This window comes from Mesorhizobium sp. FG116 (assembly GCF_057809835.1).
The window spans coordinates 1-5,135 of the sequence record NZ_JBMDKS010000068.1; the positions used below are offsets into that span (position 1 = coordinate 1).

General features: G+C 63.1%; 5 protein-coding genes. 1 reads left to right on the forward strand and 4 read right to left on the reverse strand.

Annotated features, from left to right (window positions below):
* Positions 1-1,158: 1,158 nt before the first annotated feature.
* On the forward strand, positions 1,159-2,127 hold the full coding sequence (locus tag ACODTY_RS23215; RefSeq protein WP_488996538.1) for a magnesium transporter CorA family protein: 969 nt from the start codon (positions 1,159-1,161) through the stop codon (positions 2,125-2,127).
* 192 nt (positions 2,128-2,319) lie between these two features.
* On the opposite strand, the gene ACODTY_RS23220 is transcribed toward ACODTY_RS23215, so the two are convergent.
* The 4 genes from ACODTY_RS23220 to ACODTY_RS23235 form a co-directional block, all read right to left on the reverse strand.
* Complete coding sequence (locus tag ACODTY_RS23220) at positions 2,320-2,898, reverse strand: GNAT family N-acetyltransferase (RefSeq protein ID WP_488996539.1); 579 nt, start codon at positions 2,896-2,898, stop codon at positions 2,320-2,322.
* A gap of 42 nt (positions 2,899-2,940) precedes the next feature.
* The gene (locus ACODTY_RS23225; protein WP_488996540.1) at positions 2,941-3,372 is read right to left on the reverse strand and encodes a pseudoazurin; all 432 of its coding nucleotides are present in this window, start codon (positions 3,370-3,372) and stop codon (positions 2,941-2,943) included.
* Positions 3,373-3,386: 14 nt separating this feature from the next.
* Positions 3,387-4,160, reverse strand: a complete 774-nt coding sequence (locus ACODTY_RS23230) for an ABC transporter ATP-binding protein (RefSeq protein WP_488996541.1) — start codon at positions 4,158-4,160, stop codon at positions 3,387-3,389.
* Positions 4,157-5,135, reverse strand: a 979-nt coding sequence (locus ACODTY_RS23235) for a FecCD family ABC transporter permease (protein WP_488996542.1), incomplete at its 5' end; no start/stop codon positions are given. The genes ACODTY_RS23235 and ACODTY_RS23230, both read right to left, overlap by 4 nt.

The following is a 5,135-nucleotide window of genomic DNA, read 5'->3' on the forward strand; positions in this document are numbered from 1 at the left end:
CAACGCCACCGTCGGCGTCACCTATGGCGGGCAGTTCGGATCCGGCATCGCAGACCAGTCCGTCAAGGCCAACTTCAATGTGAAGTTCTGAGGCAAGGACGTATGCCGGAACGCGCCATCCCACTTGTCCTGAACAGCCTCAACAGCTTGGTCTTGATAACGGAACAGGCAAACGCAATGTTCAACGCCCGCCGGCCCCACACATACTCGCCCCCACATCGATGATCCAGACGCAGCGCCCCTGACAGGAACCTTCTCCCGGTTTTGGAATTGATCTCGGCCGGGTTCGCCGCCCGGTCCGTACCTCCAACCTTGTTCTTTAACCCGTCAGCTTCGGCTGGCGGGTTTTTGTTTTCAGACGGGGCAGTGATGTGCACTATGTCTCACCCAGCATGCGACCCCATGCCGGGTAGGCCCGGCTCAAGATCCTGAGTGTCACCTCGATCGAAGGTCGGGCCGCTGCTACGCCTTACTTTTGACAGCTGCAAGATCGGACAGACGGCGTATGGCGGCACTGTGGGCTTGCCGGTGGCGTTTCCTTGCTGAACGCAACCTACAGAGCTTGGCATGTCGGCTGAGCGCAGCAGGGTAACCAGAACCATCGCGTGCCGAGCTAAGTCCAGCAGAATGGTCCTCGTATGCTCGTCATCGAACTCAGTGCTCCGAGCCGCAACACCGTGGCGGAGCTCGTCTTGCCGTTCGGCCTGGCGCTCGATTCCTGAGTCTCGTTCCAGATCGACGAGAAGCCAGCGATGCAGCCAGGGTGCTTGCGCACAGCATGCCGGGCGGCTGTCCCGTGCCGGTTAATTTTGACGCCGCAACGATGGTCGCCCTGCGTTCCAGCACCGCACTTAAGATCAACGCCACGCCGACGGCCGCGGCCGCGCCGTTTTCGGTCTCGCTCCAGGGTTTCGCGACGTCCCTCGATTGTGTGGCGGCGGCTATCGCGTTGACGCTCAGCCCGGTGGCGGGTTACCCAGCGACCCCGCCGAAAACGTTCGCCTCGTCGTAGCCCACAGCGCCGCGGCGACGGCGTTGCCTCGTCGGCCTAATGCAGATGCGGCATCGAAGGCCCGCCCCCCGTTACATTCTCGGCGGCGGCATGGGAAACCTGATATTGCTCCAAGCGTTTAGCTGGGCAACCCTGATGGCTACCTGATGTTGAATTTTCTTCCTGCGTGTTCCGCCCCCACTTTGCCGTCGCACGGCCCCGATCAGGTAGTATGGATCGATCTGCTGAACCCGACAGCCGAGGAAATCCGGCATGTTGAGGAACTAACCGGCAGAGTACTGCCGTCGCTCGGTTCGTTGAGCGAGATTCAGTCTTCACGCCGATTAAAGAACGATGCCGGTGTTCTCTATATGAGCACTCCGTCGGCTGCAATTCATCCGAAAGAGGCAGAAGTCACGCCGCCGCTCGGTTTTGTGCTGTCTCAGGAGCAACTGATCACAGTGCGATTCATGCCGCTGGCGACATTCGATGCCGTCGCTGAGCGCTTTCTTGTCGCCTCTGCGGCTCCCAAGACGGGCATCGAGACCTTCGTTCTCCTGTGTCAGGAGATCGTTGACCGCGTGGCCGACATTCTTGAGCATCTGTCCGCTGCGTTGACTGAGCTATCAAGTCAGGCATTCCAAGCCGAGGACACCCGCGGGCGGCATCCCGCTCGTTCCAATCGGCTTTTGCGCATGCAAATGCGAAAGCTTGGACAGCTCGGAGATCGGCTGTCGGAAGTTCGCGACGGAATTCAGGGGCTGGGCCGTGTCGTTGCGTTTACGGAAGAGAACGACGACAGCTGCCTCAACGGCGAGATGAAGGTGTCTCTGACGAGCCTCAACAAGGATATCCACTCGCTTGCTGAGTATGAGGAGCAGCTGGCGAACAAGGTTCAGTTCGTGCTGGATGCCTTGGTTGGGCTCATCGGGATTGTACAGAACGACATTATCAAGGTCCTGACCATCGTCTCAATTGCGGGCATTCCGCCAACACTGGTGGCGGGGATCTACGGTATGAATTTCAAGTTCATGCCTGAGTACGATTGGGCGTGGGGCTATCCGTACGCATGGGCCGTGATGATCCTCAGCGCGATCGTGCCATTGGCCTGGTTTAAATTCCGGGAATGGTTTTAAGGGCTATTGGGCTGGCGCCTTCCCCTTTGTATCAGCGTCACTAATCTTGCAGCAACATGCTTTGGGATCGCGTTGTCGAGAAATCGGTAATAGTTGCGCAGATCTGGGTTGCCCAATGGCTCAAAAGGGCGATGCGAAATCATCCGCACTCTTTCCGCCTTCCTCTGACGTTGGCCGGCCTAGAGTCAAGCTTTACGCTCCCGAAAGTGCTTTGTCGAAGTCCACCCCCGTATCCGCCCTGCCGTTGGCGGGGTAGGTAAAGCGTCCGAACTTTCGATAACCGCATCGCTGCCAGAAGCGCAGCGTTCCGAAGGCCTGCGCGTCGGCATGGAGATAGGCGGTGCGGTAGCCAAGCGACTGCGCCTTGGCTTCAAGCAGGGGGATGATCCTGCGGCCGAGGCCTTTGCGGCGCACGGATGGTTCGAGATAGACCCGAACGATCTGGCAGACCGCATCCGGATCGCCATACCTCCCGGCAAGCCGGCTTGAAGTGCCGGGCTTTCGGGAAAAGCCGTGCAGGCCGCCCGTCGCGACGATCTCGCCATCGCCCGAGCGGGCCACGCAGAACGCACCGCGATTGGAAGCCGAATACCAGTTTCCGTTGTCCGACAGCAGCAGGGAGTCCAGATCGGCATGCCATTCACGATGGTAGTCGATGCCGTAGACCTCTCTGATGGTCGCCAGACAGAAGGAGCGGATATCCAGACAAACCTGTCCTGCCTCGTTGCCATCAAGACTGCGGAGATCGATCGATCTATCGCTCAGGTCCATGGGTGAAGCCCGTCGGTGCCGCCCGGCATGCGAGCGTCGCTTTCATTTGCTGGCATTGTGCCGGGCGATGATTTCATGCATGCGCTTATTGACCTCGGCGGGCAAATCCTTGGGCAAGTCGGCCTCGGTGGCAGGGGTGTCGCCGACCTGGATGAGCATCGCCATGCCCATCGTGTAATGCGGCGAGCACTTGACGCCCCAGATGCCCTTGTCCGTCAGCGTCACCTCGATTTCCTGGTCGATCTTGCCGATGAACTTCTTGCTTCCGGCGGGGATCATGCCGGCGATGGTCGCGGCGTTGTGGCCGCGATTGGTGGCGAGGAACTTCACCGTGTCGCCGGGCTTGATCGCCAGATAGTCCGGCTCGAACACCATCGGTCCCGTGTCGTTGCGGTCGAGCATCTTGACCTCGAAGGTCTCGGCCATGGTCGGAACGGAGAGCAGGCAGAACAGGAGGGTCAGGCGAAGCAGCATCGGAAGTCTCCTTATCAGGTAAGGCGTTGGAATGCGAAAACCGGCCGGCCGCCGGCCGGGTGAGGGATCAGTTCGGCCTCGACGGCAAAGATCTCGCGGATCAGCGGGGCCGTCAGCACCTCGGCGGGTGGCCCGAGTGCTATGCAGCGGCCTTCCTTCAGCACCAGCAGCCGGTCGCAGCGCATGGCGTGATGCAGGTCGTGGAGCGCGACCACGGTGGTGAGAGAGAGTTCCGCGATCAGGTCGAGAATGCCGAGCTGGTGGTGGATGTCGAGATGGTTGGTCGGCTCGTCCAGCAGCATGATCTGCGGCCGTTGCGCATGGGCGCGGGCGATGTGGACGCGCTGGCGCTCGCCGCCCGACAGCGAGGACCAGTCGCGTGCGGCCAGGTCCTTCATGTCGACGGCGCACAGCGCCTCGGCCACCGCGCCGTCGTCCTCCGGCCCCCAGGGCCTGAGCGGGCCGAGCCATGGCGTGCGGCCGAGTTCCACCGCGTCGCGCACCGAGATGCGGTCGCCGGTGTCCGCCTGCTGGGCGACCAGCGCGATCGTCTGCGCGATCTCGCGCCGCCGCATTCGCTCCATGGGAACCCCGGCAAGGCGCACCTCGCCCCGGCTGGGGCGCGTGAGGCCCGCCAGCAGGTTGAGTAGCGTCGACTTGCCCGAGCCGTTCGGGCCGATCAGGCCGAGCGTCTCGCCTGCTTGAAGCGCGAGGCTGACATCCGAGACGATGGCGCGGCCCTGCACGATCCTGCTCACGCTTACGGCTTCGAGGATCGGCGCATTCATCGCTGCTTGCCCCGGATCATGATGACGGCGAAGGCCGGCGCGCCGACCAGCGCGGTGATGACGCCGATAGGCAAGACCTGTCCCGGCAACGCAATGCGGGAAACCACGTCCGAGACGACGAGGAACACCGCTCCCGCCAGCGCGGTTGCGGGCACGAGCCGGCCATGGCGGGAGCCGACGAGGATGCGCATCGCGTGCGGCACGACCAGCCCGACGAAGCCGATGGCGCCGGCAATGGAGACCATGATCGCCGTGACCAGCGTGGCCGTTCCCACCAGCAACATCTGGGCGCGGCGCACGTCGATCCCCAGAGATGCCGCACTGTCGGCGCCGAAAGTGAAGGCGTCCAGCGTGCGCACATGCCAGAGTGTCACGCCGAGGCCGACAAAAACCATCGGCAGCGCCAGCCAGCTATCGGGCCAGCGCACTCCGGACAGATTGCCCAGCAGCCAGAACATGATGCCGCGCGCCTGCTCCGCACTGGCCGATTGCGCGATGATGAGCGCTGTCAGCGCGTTGAACAGTTGCGAGCCGGCGATGCCGGCCAGGATGATGACGCCGGCGCCGCGCGCTCCCGTCCCGCCGCCCGCGGCGCGCGCCAGAAGTGCTACCAGCGCAAACGCCGTCACCGCGCCTAGGAAGGCGCCGGCCGACATGCTGATCAGCCCGGCACCAAAACCGGCGATCGCAACCAGCACCGCTCCCGTCGAGGCGCCGGCCGAGATGCCGAGCAGATAGGGTTCGGCCAGCGGATTGCGCAGCAGCGCCTGGAGAATGAGGCCCGACAAAGCGAGCCCCGCGCCGCCGCAAGCGGCCACTACCGCCCGCGACAGGCGGTAGTTCCAGATCACGCTCAAATCGATGGGGTCGATGCCCGGGCGCGACAGACCGGCTTTGATCGCCAGCACGTCGAGGACGGTGGAGAACGGGATGCGCGTCTCGCCGACCGCCGTCCCGAACAAAAGGGCCGCGGCC

What these genes read in the sequence shown, in the direction of transcription:
- ACODTY_RS23225 (WP_488996540.1), bottom strand. Translation starts at nt 3,372, where the DNA reads ATGCTGCTTCGCCTGACCCTCCTGTTCTGCCTGCTCTCCGTTCCGACC.
- ACODTY_RS23230 (WP_488996541.1), bottom strand. Translation starts at nt 4,160, where the DNA reads ATGAATGCGCCGATCCTCGAAGCCGTAAGCGTGAGCAGGATCGTGCAG.
- ACODTY_RS23215 (WP_488996538.1), top strand. Translation starts at nt 1,159, where the DNA reads ATGTTGAATTTTCTTCCTGCGTGTTCCGCCCCCACTTTGCCGTCGCAC.
- ACODTY_RS23220 (WP_488996539.1), bottom strand. Translation starts at nt 2,898, where the DNA reads ATGGACCTGAGCGATAGATCGATCGATCTCCGCAGTCTTGATGGCAAC.